Here is a 17,730-nt window from a genome sequence, read left to right as displayed (position 1 = left end):
CCTGCGGCCGAGGTGTTGGGGCTGAGTCTGCGCACGCTCCAGCGCTGGTTGGCCGGGCCTGAGCTGAGTGCCGATAGACGACCGGATGCGGTTCGTTCCATACCTGCTCATGCATTGAGCCCAGAGGAGCGGCAGGCCGTGCTGGACGTCTGCAATAGCCAGGAGTTCGCCTCGTTGCCGCCGAGTCAAATTGTGCCACGGCTGGCCGACCAGGGGCGCTACTTGGCCAGTGAGTCGAGCTTCTATCGCATCTTGCGGGCGGCTGACCAGCAGCACAGGCGTGGCCGGAGCCAGCCACCGCGTCATGTGCCGGTACCAACCAGCCATACCGCGACTGGGCCCAATCAAGTGTGGTCCTGGGATATCACCTACTTGCCGTCACTCGTGCGCGGCCAGTATTACTACCTCTATCTGATAGAGGACATCTACAGCCGCAAAGGGGTGGGCTGGGAAGTGCATGAGCAAGAGTGCGGTGAACGGGCGGCGGCGTTGCTGCAACGGAGCATCATCCGCGAGCAGTGCTGGAAGCAGCCGCTGGTCTTGCACTCGGACAACGGCGCGCCAATGAAGTCAGTCACGCTGCTGACCAAGATGCATGACCTGGGTGTCACGCCCTCGCGGGGACGGCCTCGGGTCAGCAACGATAATCCGTACTCGGAGTCATTGTTCAGGACGCTGAAGTACTGTCCGCAGTGGCCATCAGACGGCTTTGCCAGTCTGGAAGCGGCCAGGGAGTGGGTGCGCGACTTTATGGCCTGGTATAACGAAGAGCACCGGCATAGCCGTATCCGCTTCGTCACACCCAACGAGCGGCATCGGGGTGACGATAAAGCCCTGCTGGCGAAACGGGATGCAGTGTACCAGGCCGCCCGAGCACAACACCCAGCGAGGTGGAGTGGCAAGACGCGAGACTGGACACCTATCGGTGCCGTGATGCTAAATCCGGAGCGGCCCGAGAAACCCGAGCCGGAGCAAAAAGAGGCTGCTTAAAACAGCTTTGCGCGACAACTATCTTGAAAAACCGTCAGGACCTAATTACTGGTTTCGGCAACAACAGCCGCGCAGACCAGACGGCGCCGGGGAGTATCATCACATCATTAAAATTTATGGTTACAATTACTACATTGATGAAGCGCATAACTAATGCGGTGGGGTATCAATTTTTTATTTATATTTATTTTATTCTTGTTTGGTTAAAGTTAACATATGTTTAGCATGGCAACTCAATTTACTCTAGGAGTGAGTGTGCGTTAGATTGAGTAGCTTGTGATTAAAATATGGGTTACGGTATAGTCAAAGGCGTAAAATATGCTCTCCAATCTTAGTATATTTAGTTGGTTGTTACTTATTATTTCCGCTGGATGCATTATCCTGGCTGGGGCCGCACTGAGAATTCGTTATCAAGATGTAACGATATGGTTTGTTGGAATACTGCTAGCGTACGCAGTACAAGCTTTTGGCTATGCTTTTGAGCTAACAAGCGATGAACTAAACTCAGTTAAATTCTGGCTAAATATTGAGTTTATTGGCGCTTGCTTCATTCCTACATGTGTAGTCTTATTTGCTGTGAGTTATAAGACCCGATTACCCCCACCTTTGTGGTTAGCTAGCAGTACGCTTTTAATCAGTTTTTTTGTTTTATTTGGTCAGTTAACTAACGATTTTCATGGATTGGGTTTTAACATTACAGGATTAAAGAAAATAGATGGAATCACTGTTACTGTAAATCATTATGGCATCTTGTATTTAGCCTATTCATTATATGTGCACCTTGCAGCAATTGTTAGTATCATCATTTTTTATCGCAGCATGAAAAACACCCACGCGGTCTTAAAAACTCAGATTTTATTAATTTTAGTTGGAATTACGCTAACTTGGCTCAATTATATTTGGACCCTTTTCGGTTACACCCCTTATGGCCTCGATATGGGGACGTTTGGTTTTGTTTTTTGTACTATAGCTTTTGCAGTAAGTGTATTCCGTTATGATTTAATTAAGCTTACTCCCATTGCAAGAGATCAGATTTTCAATCAAGTTGTACACGGCTACATCGTAACCGATGCAGAGTTTCGATTAATTGACTATAATCCAAAAGCAAAAGTTTTCTTCCCCGATTTGTCGACAGAACAAATTGGAAAAATCATTTATAACTTTATTGACCCCACTCTATTTGTTTATGATAAGACTAATGTAGTAAAACTTGGCAATGGAAAAAGAGTTCAAGTACAGTGTTCTCTAATAGGGAAGAATATAACAATGGCTATAGGTAGTGTGATTATGCTATCTGATGTCACGGAAAAGGAGTTGCTATTTGAAGAAATGGAAAGAGTAGCCAATACAGATGTTTTAACTGGCTGCTATAACCGTTATGCATTACATAACCAACTTAAGCAACAGATTATTGAAAGTCGCCTTAACTCAAAGCCTCTTTCGCTCCTTACTCTGGATGTACAAAAGTTTCGTAAACTTAATGAACTCCATGGTTATACTATTGGCGATATGAGACTGAAACAGCTAAGTCATATCCTCGGATATCATCTACCAATTAATGCTTTATTGAGTCGCTATATTGGCGACATATTTGTTGTTATCTTACCAAGTTACCACTTAGAGAGCGCAAGCCAAGTTGCAGAACAACTGGTAGATAAAGTCAAGCAATTAACTACACTTTCTATCAATACTTATTGCATCCAACATCTGTCAGAAGAAAGCGATCGGCAACTGATTGATCGTCTGTTGAACGAAGCGATGTTAGTAAAAAAAGTTAGGTCTGATATGGAGGTTTAGTTAACGCATCTTTTTTGAATTGGCTGGGTGTAATACCATATTCTGTTCTAAAAACGCGGCCAAAGTAATTTTGACTTGAAAAACCAGCATAGTACGCAGCCTGTTTAATTGTATGTCCAGATACCAAAGCATCTTTGGCTATTTGTAACTGGGTATTTTTTAAATATTGGGTGTATGGTATACCAAACATAGCTTGTATACGCCGCTGTAATGAACGACTACTAGTATTTAATTGCTTCGCGACAAAATCAACAGTTAACTCTTGTGAGGTAATGTTATTGTCGATAACCAACCTTAGTCTTTTGGAGAATTGTTCATCAGGGGTCTCATGCGCGATCACGGATGACGTTGGTGATGATAATTGCAATGTATTTTTCACCAATGAAAGCGACAACATCTTTTTTTGTACTAGACGTCGATTTTCTATTAATGCATTTAATCTCATTTTAAGCAATGCAGGAAGTGTGTTCTTACTTATACAATCATCAACATAACTCTGCCAGGCTTGTAAATATTCATTTGGTTCATTATTAGTGGTTAACATTACAAAAGGAATTGTTGCATACTCAGGCTGTTGCCTTAGTCTTGATAACCACTTTATAGGACTATCATCACTTAATTGTGCATTACATAGAATTAGTTCAACAGATTGTTCATCTAAGTCATATTGTGCCCCCTTGCATGTTTGGCACAGTGTTATGCGAAAGTCAGATGACAGCTGATAGTATAGCCAGTCCATATATTCGGGATCGCTTTCAACAATAATGATTCTTGCCTTGGTTTCATCGGCAATGTTAATATTGCCATGACGTGGTTTGAATTTAGGAAATTCATGAAATTTCGCAGGCAGAAATAAATCAAACTTTGTTATTATTTTTGAACTGAGTTGACAACATAGTGCCCCTCCATTTTTTTCAATTTGCTTTTTTAAAAGAAAGTAACTTGTTTCGGTGCATTCATCACCACCTAGGCTTGAGGCTGACTCACAAGTTAAAGAGAAATGCAATCCTTGCTTACACTCAACTCGGAGACTATAAGAACAGTCAGAACCAGATAATTTAATATAACTTAAGAAATTATCAAAAGCCTTTTCTAATAGGTCGATATCGGCGTGCACAATTGAATTTGGTATTTCACTAACATGGATACTGAATGACTTTTTGGTTTTCCCTCTCTCTATAAACAACTTATTTTTTAACCAGGGTTGTAAAAGTATTGGGGTGTGCGAAGAAACTCGAGATGGTTCGCAGCATACTTTTGCATTTTCTAACAATTGGCCAATTCGTTTCAGTAATATATGGATATCTTCACCGTATACGCTTGGAGTGACTATGTACGTTGATAGCCAAGATATATCCTGCTCTATTTGGTTAATAATTCGTCCATATACCGTCTGTTCGAGCGAATATCTTGTTGAAAGTTCGCATCTTAAACGAGACTCAATCTCAACCTTTTCATTAAGCCGTTTGACTTTGTACGTATTATTAACATACAAGACTGTCAATACAGCCAAAGATAAAAACATACTAACAATCAATACTAATACAAACAACAGTGTCTCCCCCCATAATCTGCAAGATGCAAGTTTGGCTAAACTACTATTATGCGTAATGATTAAAACATCCCAAACATATTTATGTTGCACTATGTCACAGAACATTATGAAAGTTATGTTCAAAGCACTGGCCGCTGAGCTGGCCAAAGACATCAAATCTGAAAAAGATCTCGGCACCCTCACCCAACAGCGGATCAAGCTTACCGTCGAGACCGCGCTCAATGCCGAGATGGACGAGCACCTCGGCTACGAAAAGCACGCCCCACAAGGCCGTGGGACAGGCAACAGTCGCAATGGCTATTCCACCAAGCGTCTAAAAGGACAGCACGGAGAGGTCACCATCCAGGCGCCTCGTGACCGTAACAGCTCCTTCGAGCCTCAGTTTGTCCGCAAGGGCCAGTCCCGCCTGACCCAGATGGACGACCAGATCCTCGCCCTCTACGCCAAAGGCTTGAGCACGCGAGATATCGTGGACGCGTTTAAAGAGATGTATGACGCCGACATCTCGGCGGGGCTGGTATCGAAGGTGACCGAACGTGTCATCGAGCAGGTCCACGAATGGCAAAACCGACCGCTGGATCCACTCTATCCCATTGTCTATCTGGACTGCATTGTGCTGAAGATCCGCGCGAACCAGCGGGTGATCAACAAGTTGCTCTATCTGGTACTGGGCATCAATATGGAGGGGCACAAGGAGCTGCTGGGGCTGTGGCTGGCCGAGACCGAAGGAGCAAAGTTCTGGATGTCGGTCTTGACCGAGCTGAAGAACCGCGGCCTGGAAGACATCCTGATCGCGTGTGTGGATGGTCTCAAGGGCTTCCCTGATGCCATTGCCGTGGAATATCCCCATACCAAGGTGCAACTGTGTATCCTCCCATGGTGCGCAACTCGTTGCGCTATGTCTCCTGGAAGGACTACAAGGCGGTAACGGCGGAACTGAAGCAGATCTACCCGTCTGCGACGGAACGTGAGGCTCAGCAGGCGCTGGCGACCTTCGGCGAGCGCTGGGATAGCCAGTACCCACAGATAGCGCGCTCGTGGCAGAATAACTGGGACAATCTGATCACGCTGTTTGATTATCCCCCCGCCATCCGGAAGGTGATCTACACCACCAATGCGATCGAGTCACTGAACAGCGTACTGCGCAAAGCGACCAAGCAAAGGAAGCTGTTCCCGACCGATGAGTCGGCGCTAAAAGTGGCGTTTCTCGCGATACAGCAGGCCTCCAAGAAATGGACCATGCCAATCCAGAATTGGAAGCTTGCTCTGAATCGCTTTATTATCGAATTCGGTGATCGCCTGAACGGTCACCTGTAATGGCGTGGGCAGTTACACAGAATTATTTACAGGCTCGTTTGGTAATGAGTTTTGGTTGTGGCACCACATTTATTTATTACTTTTTACGACCTTGCGCCTTTGTTTGTGCAGCTGCCACAGACCCCAAGTTGGTTACCAGTTGAAAACCGTGTTGAATCAACGCTTGTCGCGCAATCTCAGCTCGACGACCCGAGCGACAATAAAGCTGAATTGGCTCTTGCTTGCTGATCCCCAGTTTGGTCACTTCCGGCACTACCTGCTGATAGTCGATATGGGTTGCCCCAGGCACATGTTCAGCCGAGTATTCCTCAGCGGTCCGCACATCAATCAACCACTCTTTGGCCGACACATTCAGGCTACTCAACAAAGCGCCGATCAGTAACCAGGTACGTATCCACATATATACCTCCTTTATTTCCTATAGATTTTGGTATCAATGCAATGGAATATTCCGTGTCGCTCACGCTCTGGCCATTTATTCAACACAGGTGCCAAAGCGCCCCTTCTGCGCCAAATTTGCAATCAGGATCACCAGCCAAGTCATCAAATACAGCGCAAAGATCGGCACCAACCACTGAGGCAACTCCCAGCCGAGAAATGACCACTGCCGTTCGACACAATCGGCATAGGCAGCAAAAAACCAAGGAGCCCACGAATCAAGTGGCAACCAGGCTGGAAAATCAGGAAATACACTACAGGTATTAAAAGGGGAAGGATTTACCATATAATCAATATGCCGTAACGAAAGCTGAAACCCTCGGAATGCACTGTAGCCCCAGATCAGGATCCCCAGCCAACGAAACACTCGCTGTTTCGGATTGATCAGAGCAATCAACGCGGCAGCTACCAGTCCCATGGTGGCTATTCGCTCATAAATACACATCACACAGGGAGATAATCCGAGTCCATGTTGAAAGCCCATGGCACCGAGTTCTAGCAAAACAGCAGAGGCCAGCAACAAGATCCAGGATGCACGCTGACGGGAGATCCCTTGCAGATAGGCAATCATAATGAAAGCGCCTCTTGGGATGTGGCGGGCTGTACCTCAATATCGTAACGTGCGCCAACATGCAGCAATTGCACATCGACCTCGGGTAACTGCTGTTGTAAGCGCTCGATCACCGCATCCCCGGTGCAGTGCCCTGGCCTCAGGAAATCAAGCTGACACTGCCGCAAAAAATCCAGGGTATGGGCCAGACGCGGTTCACCCGCATACAACAGATGCAAGCCGCCGATGATCCCCGCGACTTTGTCAATTCCGGTCACGTTACGGATATGCGTAATCGTATTGATGAGTCCAGAATGACAGCACCCCAACACGATCACCAAGCCTAGTGGGGTATTCAGCCATAAGGCCAAGTCATCTTCGATATTGTCGTGAGCAAATCCTTCGGCATCGAGGAAAAAGGGGCCACCGACATCTTCGAGGGGGTCCTGACGCGGGATCTCACCACTGGTTCCCCAATAGGGTGTCAGCATTTGTGCCGTCATAGCCCACAGACGCATCTGGGGCGGGAGATCCCATAACTGAGTCACCACTGACGTTGGCATTCCAATACTACGTACCGGCTTGTGGGGGTGACGACTATAACGCGGCAAAATCACACTCGGATGGGCCATGACCGGACACTGGACACCCATCTGCCAGAGTGTGTCCAAGCCACCGGAATGATCATAGTGGCCATGACTGAGCACCACCATCTTACAGTCGTTTAACTGGATGTCTAGCCGCTCGGCATTGGCAAGCAGTGTTTGACCCGAGCCGGTATCAAACAGCAAGTTCAGCTCGGGTGAATGCAACCAGAGCGCAAAGCCATGTTCCGTCTGTAACCCACCTTGACCATGATTGTCACAAAGCACCGTGAACTGGATTTCAGCAACCATGGGCCATACTCTCATCATGTGGTGCGATAAACTTGGCTGTGGCACGAGCCAGGCATTGCTCTCCGGCGATACACTGTCCGGCAATATGTAACCCAGAGAGTAGCAATGCTTCGAGCTGATAGATGCCCCGCCGCTGCCCAAGTAGCTGGGCACAGACCGTAATAGTCTGACCCACGGAGATCGGTGCAACGAATCGAACCGTCAACTCCGCAGTCAGCGCCTCTATTCCCTGCGTGAATAAACAGTGTGTCATCGCAGCATCGAGTAAGGTGCTGGTCATGCCACCGTGCAACAGTCCGGTGTAGCCCTGATGTTTCGGGCTCACCAGAAAAGGAGCTCGAACGGAGCCATCCAGTTGTTGCGAGAACGCTAGTTCCAAGGAATCCTGATTGTTGTCACGGGAGCCACAAACCATACAGTGAGCATGACTTTGTTTGGCATTGAGATAGGGTGTCATCCATTCCTTCTTAGCGGCAGGCCGATAACCAGACTGCCGCATCGGATCATCAATTAACTGGCTAACTCGTCTACGGCTGCCAGCGCCTGTGTGCCATAGATCACCGCAGGACCGCCGCCCATCAGGATGGCAACATCAATGGTTTCAACCAGTTCCTGCTTACTCGCCCCAGCCTTCAGCGCTGCTGCCACATGGGCCGCGATGCACCCATCACAGCGGGAAGCAATCGCAATTGCCGTTGCCATTAACTCTTTATATTTAATGCTGAGTTCACCTTCGTACATCGCTGCTTTATGCAAAGCTAAAAATGCATTCATGGTATCTGGACTGGCCTTGCGATAAGCCGATCCGAATTGACGTTGTTCCTGATTAATCTCTGTGTAGTTCTTAGCCATAAAGTACCTCGACTAGTTGTTGTTGCAGGTCAAAACGAATCGATAACCATCTGATAGGTCTTATAGCCCCCAGTCAGATTGCGGGCTTGAAACCCGTTTTGTACCAACATGCGATAGGCAACATGTCCGCGCAAACCGACTTGGCAAGCCACCAAAATTTCTTTATCGACGGGCAGCGTATATAAGCGATCCCGTAACTCATCGAGTGGAATATTCAACGCATTCGGAAAGGAGCCTGATACCTCCAGCTCTGGCGGATTTCGAACATCCAGCACAACTTGATCGGAAGCTCCCAGCAGTAGTTCTTCGGTGTGACAAATCGCCTCATCACCATTCATCACATTACTGGCGACCATGCCTGCCTGGTTCACCACATCTCGCGCAGAGCCAAAAGGGGGCGCATACGTCAGTTCCAGGTCTGCCAACTGCTGAACGGTCATGCGGGCACGTTGTGCAACAGCTAAAACATCAATTCGTTTGTCGATACCATCCAAACCAGCAGCCTGGGCCCCTAGGATCTGGCCATCCCTTGGATCAAACAGTAATTTCAAGGTCACTGGGTGAGCACCGGGGTAGTAACTGGCGTGGCTAGCAGCATGCACGTAAATCTTTTCATAGGTCATATTCAAGCGCTTGAGTGTTTTTTCATTCAAGCCTGTACTGCCAATGGCCATGTCAAACAATTTGCAGATCGCTGTGCCTTGTGTCCGGCGATAATGTTCATCGCGACCGAGCATATTGTCCGCAGCAATACGTCCTTGCCGATTAGCGGGCCCTGCCAACGGCACCAGTGCCGCATCGCCGGTAACGAAATTCTCCGTCTCCACCACATCGCCAACCGCATAAATATCCGGTTCAGACGTTTGCATGGCGCTATTTACCTTGATACCGCCCAGAGCACCTAATTCCAGACCAGCTTTTGCGGCCAGTGTCGTTTCAGGTTTTACCCCAATGGCAAGGATGACCATGCCTGTTTGCAACATATCGCCGGAACTCAGCATCAAATCCAGATCATGGGTATGTGTGACGGGTTTGTCATATACAGCGGTCGCTTCAGGCTCGGCAGGATGGAAGTCAGCCACTGAAATGGCCGCCAAACCGGTTTTAAGACGCAAATCGATGCCTTTTTCACACATATGCCGGTGTAACATATTGGCCATTTCACGATCAACCGGAGCCATAACTTGATCGGAGAGCTCCAAAAGGGTTACGTCAATCCCTCTATGGTGCAGTGCTTCAACCATCTCCAACCCAATAAAACCACCCCCGACAACAGTGGCGTGCTTAGGCTTCTCTGCGGCCAGTGCGACCAGGATCTTATCCATATCCGGTATATTGCGCAGACTGTAAACATGATGACTATTAATGCCCGGTATTGGCGGTTTGATCGGTGACGCGCCAGGGCTTAATAACAACTTATCATACGACTCCTGATAGGTTTCCCCCGTCAACGTCTGCCGAACCGTTACGGTTTTATTCTTGGCATCAATGTCTATAACGTCATTAAATACACGAACATCGACATTGAATCTGTTTTTAAAACTATCAGGCGTTTGAAGTAGCAAGGCATCCCGTGACTCTATTTCACCACTGATATGGTACGGCAAACCACAGTTGGCAAAAGAAACAAACTCCCCACGCTCGAGAACTATGATTTCAGCATCTTCTGCCACTCTTCTTGCTCGTGCAGCGGCTGATGCCCCACCGGCGACACCACCGACAATTACAATCTTCGTCATAAAAATTCCTTACGGTACGATCAATTAACAACTTTTATTCAGGTCGACACAATTCAGCATCAAATACAGCTTTTATGGTGCGGACTACCAACCAGGACAATAAAACAGTCAATAAAAACAACAGCACGCCCGATAACGCTTGGAAAAATATATATGATGTCAAATGCGTCATTTTCATGGTGGCAATAGTTAAAGCTGCTAAAGGGAAGGAATAGGCCCAGGAAGAGATGAAAAATGGCACTTTGAGAAATCTAAATATATTCATCGCAAGCAACAGGCCTAGAAACAGCGCCATGTAATAAATAATCCGCGCAAAAACGTCTAGCTCACCCACCATGCCGATATAGGAAATAAATCCTACAGAGGGTGGGGCCAAAAGAATAAACAACATGGGGGTCATACGAGCAGGTAAAGGCTCATGAAAGAACAGTCGGTACATAATGATCGTGAGTAATACGATCCAAAAAACGATCCCGATGCTGAAACAAAACCAGCTCAACTCGGTATAACCCAATTGGCTGCCCGTAATGGGAACAATAATATTACCTACCACAGGAATAAACCAACTTGGGTTCGCATGTGATAATGTGTAATGAGTATGGTGTATCCAGCTGCTCATCACATATAAGGTGAGCGCAATTTGCAAGGCGGAGCCTATCCCCCACAAGGTGGTTGCAACCATAATTTCCTGTTGCCAGACGACTGACAGCAACAGCAGGCTAATAGAAAATGCGGGGAAGAAGTTTATACGGACTGGATGCCTAACTTCCTCAAGGACAGCCCCCGGATAGCGCCATATTTTGATAGCATAAATAATAGAAATGACTGCCATGCTAATTGATGTGACATAAGCCAAACACAGCCATATTGCAGAATTATGAAAAAACAGATTATCAGCACCTTTCCATGCCAATGTAAAACCAGATAACCCCATGATTACGGAAAAGAAAGAAACAGGGAAATATTCAATTCTTGGTGTATCCTGGCCTGACTCATTCAATATTTCATTTGGATTCATTTTAGTCACCACAATTAGGGAGGTGATTCGAAATTACTACATTAGACATCTCTAATGCAATGATTCTTTCACCACAAAGCATCATCATGACGATATAAGCATGCATAAGCTTTTGATTATCCGGCGATTAAAACTAGAAAAACTGTTAATATTCGACATCAAATTTTTATTCGGGCAATAAAAGTCCTGACTGTATATCGAGTAGATATACAGTCAAGTTCACTATTTTTGTCAGAATCGCCTGATGACAATAAAGCCAGTTTTATTACCGTTATTGTTGTTCGTTACCGAAACTCAACGATATCCACTTAGGAGTGACAGCAACGCCCATGGCCTCGACCTTGCACTTGTCCCTGACGGCAGTTTGCTTTTTTGGGGTGATGTTGTTCACTCGACTGGCAACAATGTCCCGCTGATTCGCTCCCCTCGTGTCCTTCGTGCCCGCAACCGCAACCTCCTGACTTCTTCTTCGTCTCGTGATTCAAGGATTGACGGCCTTGGCTGGCCTGATTGAGTTGCACCAACCCGCTGGCGACTGGATTACCCAGGTCGCTGGCTAAACGACGCCCGCAGTTAGTCTGGTAGACGGCAAACTGTCGAGCTAACAACTTACCTAACATCTGTTCGCCAATATTGCGCACCACGACTCGGTTAACCTGTTGTTCCGCCAACAGATCGACCATTTCCTGTTTTCCTGCACAATTGGCTGCCAGTGCAGGGTTATCAATGCGATTTATTTCAACGCCTCGTTCATCCAGAAACACCAGGCAATCAGCTTTGGTGAAATGGCTTGCGACCCGATCATCATTCATTGGAATGGCAGTGATCATGTTTTGTATCTCCTTCGTCCTCAAGGTGCATCATGAGCGCCTTGCCCTGAGTCAAACAGTCCACAACCTTGAAACGAGCTGCTTTCAGGACATTGGCGAGTGTCTGCCGGGAAACCCCCATTTCTACTGCCGCTTCTTGCTGCTGCATGCCGAGTAAATCAACCAATCGCAAGGCTTCAAATTCATCATCTTTCAAGCGCACTTGTTCCAATTGACTCATGGGGCGAGCATTCGGCTTGAAGCAACTATCTGCTGGGCGGCCGCAGATGTTGCGTGGGATCTTGGGTCTAGCCATAGGGGCTCCTTATTGGCATATGCTATATATACACCTCGTATATGGCATATGCAATAATTGATTACGGAAATGCAGGGATCTGCCTAATCTGTTAAAAGCACGGTTGTTTCACCACTTGTTACAAGTTAACCATAAACTTCATATGGTTAACTTGATTCATCAAAAGGCATTCACGATCTGCCGATAAAGTCAGGCCTATCATAATGAAGTTTCATGTACAGGGTCTTTAGCTGCAACCAATTGAAATAGATATAAAAAAGGCTTCGTTTGTGATCTGATTTTATCGCCAAACAAAATCAACACGCGCGAAGCCTATGACCATTATCAATGCTAATCACTATCTGGAGCAACTCCTGGCTCCCGCCGCACTCGAGCGCATTGCTCGACTCTGCACTGCTGCTGGCCATGGGGGCGACCAGGTCAACATTACCAGGCAGGCGTTCTCCATGCAGGCAACGGAAGAGTGCTTTAGGTCAGTGGGATAAAGAAAAACTCATCCCTGTTTATCGCTATGCTGGAAAAGCTGCGTCGCCACTACCGACGAGCCAAAACCATCACGCTTATCCTCGATAACTACATCATTCACAAAAGCCAACAGACCGATCGATGGTTGAAGCAGAACCCCAAGTTTTGCTTGGTATTCCAGCCAGTTTACAGTCCTTGGGTTAATCACATCGAACGGCTGTGGCACAAGTTGCATGAAACTATCACGCGCAATCATCAATGTAGAGGGATGGCTAACCTGCTGGCTCGGGTGATTGGGTGACGTCCCATAACACCAACACTCATAGTGGGGAGGATAGTTCCATCCCCCCCACAGCAGAATTATCACCTGAGCAACATTAAAGAAGCATTAGTCTTTTTCAAAATACCTGTTGTCGTACTTCCCACAATGAACTGCCTGATCCGAGAGTGACCGTAAGCCCCCATCACGATAAGCTCACAGCCCGCATCGGTGGCATGCTGACAAATCACTGGCACCACCTCTCCTTGCAGCAGCATTGCTTCAACCCTGATACCCGCACTCTTCAACAACTGTTTGGCTTGTGCCAGCTGGCGCTCGTGCTCATCACTCGGTTCGCCGACCATCACCAAGTCACACTCCAGCCCCTTGAGCAGAGGACTGCTTGCGATCAATTCCAGCACCTTCTTGGTGGTCGGGCTGGCGTCATAGGCAAACAGGAAGCGGCTTGGGGCCTGAAAGCCCGGCTGCACTACCATGATGGGATTAGCCAAGGTACGGATGACGTTCTCGATATTGCTGCCAATCAGTTCGTGGGCATGGGCGGTGCCCTGCTTGCCCATGATCAACATCCGCATACCGGATGAGAGTTCCAGGGTCGTCTCGACCAACTGGCCGTGGCGTTGCAGGGCCTCGACCCCTGACACCCCCAAACCAGCCAGATATTCCTTGCCACTGTCCAGCAGAATGCGCCCCTGTTCATGGGCGAGACGGCTGCGTTGGTGATCCAGCTCGGCGAGCTCCTTGAGCAAATGCTCGCGGCTGCCCAGGCCGATATTGCCGGAGAGATCGGCTTGTCCTTCAAACTCATTTTTTTCCAATACGTGCAGTAGAGTGACAGGTAACCCAGTGTTGGCTGCGGCCCATGCCGCAGCATCACACACAGCTGTCATGGCAGGTGAACCATCGATACAGGCAAAAATGTTTGTCATGGTAAATTCCTTCTTGTGATCAGTGTCCAGCCAGCAGCTTTTCAACTTCTTCCGGTTTATCGTGAACGCCAAAGCGGTCAACGATAGTGGTACTCGCCTCGTTCAAGCCAATCAGCTCTACGTCTGTGCCCTCACGGCGGAACTTGATGACCACCTTGTCCAGTACGGTGACAGCGGTGATATCCCAGAAGTGGGCGTGGGTGAGGTCGATCACCACTTTTTCTACCACTTCCTTGAAATCAAATCCGGCAAAAAACTGTTCGGCACTGGCGAAAAACACCTGGCCCCGAACCTGATAGGTGCGTACCTCGCCATGACGCTCACTGTCACTCTTGACCAGCATGAAGCGAGCAACCTTGTTGGCAAAGAACAAGGAGGCGAGCAGTACCCCGACAAATACCCCGAGCGCCAGGTTATGGGTAGCGACGACCACTGCCACTGTTGCGATCATCACGATATTAGTGGAGAGCGGGTGCTTCTTGAGATTACGAACCGACTCCCAGGAAAACGTCCCGATAGAGACCATGATCATCACGGCTACCAGGGCTGCCATGGGGATCTGGCGGATCCACTCATCCATGAAGACCACCATCAGGATGAGCAGGGTGCCAGCGACAAAGGTGGAGAGGCGGCCACGGCCACCGGATTTGATGTTGATGATGGACTGACCAATCATGGCGCAGCCCGCCATGCCACCCATCAGGCCCGCGCCGATATTCGCGATCCCCTGGCCCTTGCACTCGCGATTGCGGTCGCTGCTGGTATCCGTCAGGTCATCGACAATGGCTGCCGTCATCATGGATTCGAGCAGACCAACCACGGCTAGGCCCGCAGAGTAGGGGAAGATAATCGCCAGCGTCTCCAGATTGAGCGGCACTTCGGGCCACAGGAAGATGGGCAGAGTATCGGGTAGCTCGCCCATATCGCCTACAGTACGGATATCGATGCCCATGGTGATGGCGACTGCCGTCAGGATCACGATGCAGAGCAGCGGAGAAGGCACTAGCTTGCCTACCACCGGAATAAGCGGGAACAAATAGATGATGCCAAGGCCCGCCGCCGTCATGGCGTAGACCTGCCAGGTGACGTTGGTAAGCTCTGGTAGCTGGGCCATAAAGATGAGGATCGCCAACGCATTGACGAAGCCGGTGACCACGGAACGGGAGACAAACCGCATCAGGCTGCCGAGCTTCAAGTAACCAGCCGCGATCTGGAGTACCCCAGTGAGCAGAGTTGCTGCCAGCAGATATTGCAGGCCGTGCTCTTTGACCAGGGTCACCATCAAGAGCGCCATAGCGCCTGTGGCTGCCGAGATCATGCCTGGACGACCGCCGACAAAAGCGATGACCACTGCGATGCAGAAGGAGGCATATAGGCCGACCTTGGGGTCTACTCCAGCGATGATGGAGAAGGCGATGGCTTCTGGGATCAGCGCCAAGGCCACCACGATTCCGGCTAACAGGTCTCCACGGATGTTGGAGAACCACTCTTGTCTTGCACGTTCCAGCATGCCGGGGACAGAGGCGTTTAACGGGTGTTTCTGGGCATTTATTGAACACATGTCATCTTAAGACTTCCTTAATTTTGGTGATGTAGTTTAGCAATATACATATTTTGTGACATTAATCACATGCACGCCTTTTAGTGAGAAAATCAACAATAGTGATTTTGATCGTGCTGTTACTATGTTGCTGCAACATGGTATGTGCAGGAGTTATTTAACTAGATGATTTTATTTTGAGGTTATTCGCGGAGTCGTCATGCCTTACATTTTGAAAATTAAAATTGTGCCATTTATTTTTTTGTTGGCCTTTTATTTCGCGTTCATGTTGAACTGGCCTGGTGTACTCCATTTCTATGATATCATCTATAAGTTGGAGGGTTTCAAACTTGGGTTTGCAATTTCTCTTCCAATTTTATTAGTTGCGGCATTGAACCTTGTTTTTATCCCATTTTCAGTTCGATATTTAGTTAAACCCTTTTTCGCTCTTCTAATCTTGCTGAGTACTATCGTAAGCTACGCCATGATGAAGTATCGGGTTCTGTTTGATCAAAACATGATTCAGAACATTTTTGAAACCAATCGCAATGAGGCGTTTGCATATTTAAACTTTCCAATCCTGGGTTGGGTTACTATTGTGGGGTTTATTCCTGCTATTTTACTTTTCTTTGTTGAAGTTGAATATGAGGATAAATGGCTTAACGGGGTTATAACTCGTTCCCTATCGATGCTTGCATCCATTATAGTGATTACTGTTATTGCAGCACTATACTATCAGGACTATGTTTCTGTAGGACGCAATAACTCAAATCTCCAGCGTGAAATTATTCCGGCCAATTTCGTTAATAGTACCGTTAAATATGTTTACAATCGTTATCTTGCTGAACCAATCCCATTTACAACTTTAGGTGATGATGCAAAACGGGATACTAATCAAAGTAAGCCCACGTTGATGTTCCTGGTCGTTGGTGAAACCGCTCGTGGTAAAAATTTCTCGATGAATGGCTATGAGAAAGACACCAACCCATTTACCAGTAACTCTGGTGGTGTGATCTCCTTTAATGATGTTCGTTCATGTGGGACTGCAACCGCTGTATCTGTCCCCTGCATGTTCTCCAATATGGGGAGAAAGGAGTTTGATGATAATCTCGCTCGTAATAGCGAGGGTTTGCTAGATGTATTGCAAAAAACGGGGATTTCCATTTTTTGGAAGGAGAACGATGGCGGCTGCAAAGGCGTCTGCGATCGAGTTCCTAACATAGAGATCAAGCCGAAGGATTACCCAAAGTTCTGTGATAAAAACACATGCTATGACGAGGTTGTCCTTCAAAACCTCGATAGTGAAATTGCCCAAATGAAAGGGGATAAGCTGGTTGGCTTCCACCTGATTGGTAGCCATGGCCCAACTTACTACAAGCGATATCCTGATGCTCATCGTCAGTTCACCCCTGACTGTCCACGCAGTGATATCGAAAACTGCACGGATGAAGAGCTTACCAACACCTATGACAACACCATCCGCTACACGGATTTCGTGATTGCAGAGATGATTGCCAAGTTGAAAACCTACGAAGATAAGTACAACACCGCGTTGCTCTACGTCTCCGATCACGGTGAATCACTGGGAGCTATGGGGCTTTACCTGCACGGTACACCATACAAATTTGCACCGGATGATCAGACCCGCGTACCTATGCAGGTGTGGATGTCACCTGGTTTCATCAAAGAAAAAGGCATGAATATGGAATGTTTGCAGAAAAATGCCGCAGCCAATCGCTATTCTCATGACAACATATTTTCTTCTGTCCTGGGAATATGGGATGTGAAGACGGCTATCTACGAACAAGAATTAGATATCTTTAAGCAATGTCGGAATAATTGAGTTGCGAATCGTTGATATTTTAATGAAGTGGTTTTTATAGAAATAGACGTTTAACAGGTAATTATTATGTTTTCAGCTGTCAGAATAAAAGTTGTTCCATTTGTACTGCTATTGGCTTTGGTCTTCGCATTTTTGCTGAACTGGCCCGTTCTGCTCCATTTCTATGACATATTGTCTAACATCGAGCACTTTAAAATAGGGTTTGTAGTTTCAATCCCATTCCTACTTGTTGCCGCATTAAACTTCGTCTTCATGCCATTCTCGATCCGCTTTCTGATGAAGCCGTTCTTTGCATTCCTGTTTGTTACAGGTTCTATCGCCAGGGCGAGAGCGTGAACATATTGTTAAATTGACTTCAATTCAGCCAGCCCTGAATCCAATACCTTTTCCAGATAT

At 47.4% G+C, this 17,730-nt stretch carries 14 protein-coding genes and 4 pseudogenes; 6 read left to right on the top strand and 12 right to left on the bottom strand.

Annotated features, from left to right (window positions below):
- Positions 1–990 (top strand): annotated as a pseudogene (locus PG888_RS20935) (IS3-like element ISAs20 family transposase); the annotation flags it as partial.
- 318 nt (positions 991–1,308) lie between these two features.
- A complete protein-coding gene (locus PG888_RS20930; RefSeq protein ID WP_270694246.1) occupies positions 1,309–2,787 on the top strand; it encodes a histidine kinase N-terminal 7TM domain-containing diguanylate cyclase in 1,479 nt (492 codons plus the stop codon).
- Here the strand turns inward: PG888_RS20930 and PG888_RS20925 are convergent.
- Positions 2,765–4,339 (bottom strand): helix-turn-helix domain-containing protein, encoded by a 1,575-nt coding sequence (locus PG888_RS20925; protein WP_167335551.1) that lies wholly within the window; start codon positions 4,337–4,339, stop codon positions 2,765–2,767. The genes PG888_RS20930 and PG888_RS20925 overlap by 23 nt on opposite strands.
- A 94-nt stretch (positions 4,340–4,433) precedes the next feature.
- Here PG888_RS20925 and PG888_RS20920 point away from each other — a divergent pair.
- Positions 4,434–5,659: pseudogene (locus tag PG888_RS20920) on the top strand (IS256 family transposase).
- 76 nt (positions 5,660–5,735) lie between these two features.
- On the opposite strand, the gene PG888_RS20915 reads toward PG888_RS20920, so the two are convergent.
- The 9 genes from PG888_RS20915 to PG888_RS20875 form a co-directional block, all read right to left on the bottom strand.
- The gene (locus tag PG888_RS20915; protein ID WP_042648355.1) at positions 5,736–6,059 is read right to left on the bottom strand and encodes a rhodanese-like domain-containing protein; all 324 of its coding nucleotides are present in this window, start codon (positions 6,057–6,059) and stop codon (positions 5,736–5,738) included.
- A 75-nt stretch (positions 6,060–6,134) separates the two neighbouring features.
- A complete protein-coding gene (gene dsbB, locus PG888_RS20910) occupies positions 6,135–6,668 on the bottom strand; it encodes a disulfide bond formation protein DsbB (protein ID WP_042648356.1) in 534 nt (177 codons plus the stop codon).
- Positions 6,665–7,543, bottom strand: a complete 879-nt coding sequence (locus PG888_RS20905; protein ID WP_270694244.1) for an MBL fold metallo-hydrolase — start codon at positions 7,541–7,543, stop codon at positions 6,665–6,667. Before PG888_RS20905 ends, dsbB begins: the two co-directional genes overlap by 4 nt.
- Positions 7,533–8,000 carry a PaaI family thioesterase gene (locus PG888_RS20900; RefSeq protein ID WP_270694242.1) on the bottom strand — a complete coding sequence of 156 codons (468 nt, stop codon included), beginning with the start codon at positions 7,998–8,000 and terminating at the stop codon, positions 7,533–7,535. Before PG888_RS20900 ends, PG888_RS20905 begins: the two co-directional genes overlap by 11 nt.
- A 53-nt stretch (positions 8,001–8,053) precedes the next feature.
- Positions 8,054–8,395 (bottom strand): carboxymuconolactone decarboxylase family protein, encoded by a 342-nt coding sequence (locus PG888_RS20895; RefSeq protein ID WP_042648358.1) that lies wholly within the window; start codon positions 8,393–8,395, stop codon positions 8,054–8,056.
- A 29-nt stretch (positions 8,396–8,424) separates the two neighbouring features.
- A complete protein-coding gene (locus tag PG888_RS20890) occupies positions 8,425–10,134 on the bottom strand; it encodes an FAD-dependent oxidoreductase (RefSeq protein WP_042648359.1) in 1,710 nt (569 codons plus the stop codon).
- Between the two features lie 34 nt (positions 10,135–10,168).
- Positions 10,169–11,152, bottom strand: a complete 984-nt coding sequence (locus PG888_RS20885; RefSeq protein WP_270694240.1) for an SLAC1 anion channel family protein — start codon at positions 11,150–11,152, stop codon at positions 10,169–10,171.
- 308 nt (positions 11,153–11,460) lie between these two features.
- Positions 11,461–11,982 (bottom strand): NifB/NifX family molybdenum-iron cluster-binding protein, encoded by a 522-nt coding sequence (locus PG888_RS20880; RefSeq protein ID WP_082029939.1) that lies wholly within the window; start codon positions 11,980–11,982, stop codon positions 11,461–11,463.
- Positions 11,957–12,277, bottom strand: coding sequence for a DUF134 domain-containing protein (locus PG888_RS20875; protein ID WP_042648361.1), 321 nt, complete (start codon positions 12,275–12,277; stop codon positions 11,957–11,959). Before PG888_RS20875 ends, PG888_RS20880 begins: the two co-directional genes overlap by 26 nt.
- A gap of 415 nt (positions 12,278–12,692) precedes the next feature.
- On the opposite strand from PG888_RS20875, the pseudogene PG888_RS20870 reads away from it, so the two are divergent.
- Positions 12,693–13,043, top strand: a pseudogene (locus tag PG888_RS20870) (IS630 family transposase); the annotation flags it as partial.
- A gap of 62 nt (positions 13,044–13,105) precedes the next feature.
- On the opposite strand, the gene PG888_RS20865 reads toward PG888_RS20870, so the two are convergent.
- Both PG888_RS20865 and PG888_RS20860 read right to left on the bottom strand, forming a co-directional pair.
- Positions 13,106–13,951 carry a universal stress protein gene (locus PG888_RS20865; RefSeq protein WP_234579209.1) on the bottom strand — a complete coding sequence of 282 codons (846 nt, stop codon included), beginning with the start codon at positions 13,949–13,951 and terminating at the stop codon, positions 13,106–13,108.
- 19 nt (positions 13,952–13,970) lie between these two features.
- Positions 13,971–15,461, bottom strand: coding sequence for a SulP family inorganic anion transporter (locus PG888_RS20860; protein WP_042648364.1), 1,491 nt, complete (start codon positions 15,459–15,461; stop codon positions 13,971–13,973).
- A gap of 250 nt (positions 15,462–15,711) precedes the next feature.
- Between PG888_RS20860 and PG888_RS20855 the strand changes: the two genes are divergently transcribed.
- A complete protein-coding gene (locus PG888_RS20855; protein WP_111273846.1) occupies positions 15,712–17,334 on the top strand; it encodes a phosphoethanolamine--lipid A transferase MCR-3.17 in 1,623 nt (540 codons plus the stop codon).
- Between the two features lie 66 nt (positions 17,335–17,400).
- Positions 17,401–17,655: pseudogene (locus PG888_RS20850) on the top strand (phosphoethanolamine transferase); the annotation flags it as partial.
- Positions 17,656–17,730 lie beyond the last annotated feature (75 nt).

The sequence above is a fragment of the Aeromonas sp. QDB23 genome, assembly GCF_027707745.1.
Lineage (GTDB): Bacteria > Pseudomonadota > Gammaproteobacteria > Enterobacterales > Aeromonadaceae > Aeromonas > Aeromonas allosaccharophila.
This window is presented reverse-complemented; position numbering and strand designations above follow the sequence as displayed.